Source organism: uncultured Actinomyces sp. (genome assembly GCF_963526355.1).
GTDB lineage: Bacteria > Actinomycetota > Actinomycetes > Actinomycetales > Actinomycetaceae > Actinomyces.
In genome coordinates, this window is record NZ_CAUROW010000150.1 from 1 (window position 1) to 3,486 (window position 3,486).

Here is a 3,486-nt window from a genome sequence, read left to right on the forward strand (position 1 = left end):
GGGGGGCCCGGGGCCTGGGCCCCCCCCCCCCCGGGGGGGCTGGGGGGCCCCCGGGGGGGTGCCCCCCCCGGGGGGGGGGGGGGCGGCCCCCCCCCCCACCACGGTGCTGACGGCACTGCTGGTCGGCCCGGCATGGTTCCGGATGCACATGCTCGAAGCCGGCCACGCCCAGCCCGATGTCGTCGAGCACGCTCAGCAGGCCTTCCACGACGCGGGCCTGGTGTCACTGGCCGTGGGTCTGGGCACCGCGATGCTCGCCGCCCTCGGGGTCGCCACCGTCCTCAACCGGAACCTGTCGCGCGGGGTCGAAGCCCTCGTGGACGGCGCCCAACATGTCGCCGCCGGACACTACGACCAACCCGTCATGATGACCTCGGCCAGCCCCGAGCTGGCCCAGGTCGCTGACGCCTTTAACCACATGGCCAGCCAGATCGCCTCCACGGAGCAGACCCGACGACGCATGCTCACCGACCTGGGCCATGAGCTGCGCACCCCGCTGGCCGCCACCCAGGTCACCCTCGAAGGACTGCAGGACGGTGTGGTCGACTTCACCCCCGCAAACGTCGAGATCCTGCTAAGGCAGAACCAGCGGCTGGCCGCCCTGGCCGCCGACATCTCTGAGGTCTCCCGCGCCGAGGAAGGCCGCATCCCACTGTCGCTGAGCCACCAGGACCTCGACCAGATCGTGACGGCCAGCGTCGCCGCAGCCCGGCACGCCTACGACGCCGCCGGGGTGACGCTGCACGCCCAGACCGTTCCCGGCCTGCGCGTCGACGTGGATGCCGCTCGCATCGGGCAAGTCCTGGACAACCTGCTGCGCAACGCCCTGCAACACACGGTGGGCGGCAACCGGGTCGAGGTCGCGATGAGACACGAGCACGACCGGGCCGTGGTCCGCGTCACCGACAACGGCGTCGGCATCCCCACCGAGGCCCTCACCCACGTCTTCGAACGCTTCTACCGCGTCGAGGACACCCGCACTCGCGACGTCGACGGTGGAACCGGTGTCGGCCTGGCGATCTCCAGGGCCATTGCCCGCGCCCACGGCGGTGACCTGACGGCCCACAGCGACGGCCCCGGCCACGGCGCAACCTTCGCGCTGACCCTGCCCACCTTGACTTCTTGACCAGATCTTGACCAACCCCTGCCGGGGGCTTCATCCGGGCCCGACAGGCTCAAGGACATGAACACACTTTCCCGCCGCCACGTGCTGTTCACCGGTCTCGGCCTGGCCTCGGCAGGGGCCTTGAGCGCCTGCGGCGCCAAGAACACCCCGGCCGCAGCACCCGCCGCGCCGAACTCCCCATTGACGATCCCCAGCCAGACCCCGCTGGTCGCAGCCCCCGGCACGAAGACCGTCAACCACGTCCTCACGCCCCGGCCGGTCACCCTCGATCTGGGCGGCGTCACGGCCAGGACTTGGGCCTACGACGAGACCCTCGACGCCCCCGTCCTGCGGGCCCGCGCCGGAGACCTGCTGCAGGTCCGCGTCGAGAACAAGCTTCCCACCAGCACCTCCGTCCACTGGCACGGCATCGCGCTGCGCCAGCCAAGCGACGGCGTGCCCGGCGTCACCCAGCAACCCATCGAGGCCGGCAGCAGCTTCACCTACCAGTTCGTCGCCCCCGACCCCGGCACCTACTTCTTCCACCCCCACACCGGGGTGCAGATCGACCGCGGCCTGTACCGGCCGCTGGTCATCGACGACCCCGCTGAACCCGGCCGCTACGACCACGAGTGGATCATCACCCTCGACGACTGGGCCGATGGCGTGGGCACCTCACCCGATGACATCCTCGCCGCGTTCAAGGCCCAGAACGGCACCGTGTCCAGCGGCATGAACCACGACATGGGCGGCATGGACCACGGCATGTCACCCTTGGGTGACGCCGGGGACGTCACCTACCCCCACTACCTCGTCAACGGCCGCGTCCCCGCCGCGCCCCGCACCCTGACCGCCAAGCCCGGGCAGAAGGTACGACTGCGCGTCGTCAACGCCTCCTCCGACACCATCTTCAAGCTCGCCCTGCAGGGCCATCGACTCACCGTCACCCACACCGACGGGTTCCCTGTGACCCCCACCCAGGCCAGCGCCGTCTACCTCGCGATGGGAGAACGACTGGATGCGACCATCACCCTCGGCGACGGCGTGTTCGTGCTGCAGGCCGCGCCCGAGGGCAAGAAGGGCACCCCGGCCCGCGCCATCGTGCGCACCGGCTCCGGCAACGTCCCGGCCCCGGACACCCGCATCGCAGAACTCGACGGCAAGGCCCTGCTGACCACCCAGCTCAAGCCCGCCGACAGCGCCCGACTGCCCGACCGCAAGCCCGACACCACCCTCGACGTGGCACTCAACGGCCAGATGAAGCCCTACGCGTGGGGCCTCAACGGCAAACGCTTCGGCGAGGACACCCCACTGGCGCTCAGCCGCGGCCAGCGCGTGCGGCTGCGGATGACGAACATGACGATGATGGCCCACCCCATGCACATCCACGGCCACACTTGGGCCCTGCCCGGCAGCGACGGGCTGCGCAAGGACACCGTCCTGATCCGCCCCATGGAGACCGTCGAGGCCGACCTGCAGGCCGACAACCCCGGCACCTGGATGCTGCACTGCCACAACATCTACCACGCCGAACTCGGCATGATGACGACCCTGCGCTACTGACATCTCCCGGCCGATGTCGGCCACCCACGCCTGCCCTGATGGCGCGGCTGCCCCCTTGCGGCAGCCTCACCATCGCCGTCTGCAGAGCTTGACCAGACCTTCACCAAACCTCGCGAGCTCATTGACCTCGCCCCGTCACCGTGGAAGTGGAAGGAAAACCCCTTCCCCGAGCAGACAAGGACACGCCATGTACACGAGCCCCGACCAGGCCCCCCGCTCCTTCGGCGAGGCCCCCCGCCAGCCCCTTACCGGCCCAATGACCGACCAGGACCCCACCAGCACCACCCACCAGCACGGCAACTCCCACCAGCACGGCAAGTCCCACCACTGGATGCACCTGCTGATGTGCGCACCGATGCTGCTCGTGGTCGCCGGCTACCTGTGGGCCGGACGTGCCAGCCTCGCCGCCGGCGGTGTCCTGGCCGCCCTCGTGCCCGCCATCAGCTGCATGCTCATGATGTGGCTGATGATGCGCATGATGGACCACGGATCCCAGCACTGACCACCGCCCGCCATCCACCGGCAGCACCGTCTCGAGGAGCAACCCATGAACCACCCGGCAGCCACCGCCACCCACGACCACACCACCCGCTACACGTGCCCGATGCACCCCGAGGTGACCAGCGACCAGCCCGGCCGCTGCCCCAAGTGCGGCATGTTCCTCGTCGATGCCGACGCTGCACCCGCCACCCACCAGCACGGACACGGCCGCCAGAACGGACATGCCCAGCAGCACGACACCCACGACAAGGGCACGTGGCTCTGCCCGATGCACCCCGAGGTGACCAGCGACCACCCGGGACGCTGCCCCAAGTGCG

4 protein-coding genes are annotated in these 3,486 nt (G+C 70.3%); all 4 read left to right on the plus strand.

Going from position 1 to position 3,486, the window contains the following annotated elements:
• The first annotated feature begins 58 nt into the window (after positions 1–58).
• Entirely contained in the window at positions 59–1,126 is a 1,068-nt protein-coding gene (locus RWR81_RS12930; protein WP_314458129.1) for a HAMP domain-containing sensor histidine kinase, read from the plus strand.
• A 57-nt stretch (positions 1,127–1,183) separates the two neighbouring features.
• A complete protein-coding gene (locus RWR81_RS12935) occupies positions 1,184–2,668 on the plus strand; it encodes a multicopper oxidase family protein (protein ID WP_017177248.1) in 1,485 nt (494 codons plus the stop codon).
• A 187-nt stretch (positions 2,669–2,855) separates the two neighbouring features.
• Positions 2,856–3,170 carry a hypothetical protein gene (locus RWR81_RS12940; RefSeq protein ID WP_003780894.1) on the plus strand — a complete coding sequence of 105 codons (315 nt, stop codon included), beginning with the start codon at positions 2,856–2,858 and terminating at the stop codon, positions 3,168–3,170.
• A gap of 45 nt (positions 3,171–3,215) precedes the next feature.
• Positions 3,216–3,486: heavy metal-binding domain-containing protein (locus RWR81_RS12945; protein WP_314458130.1), on the plus strand; the 271-nt coding region annotated here is incomplete at its 3' end.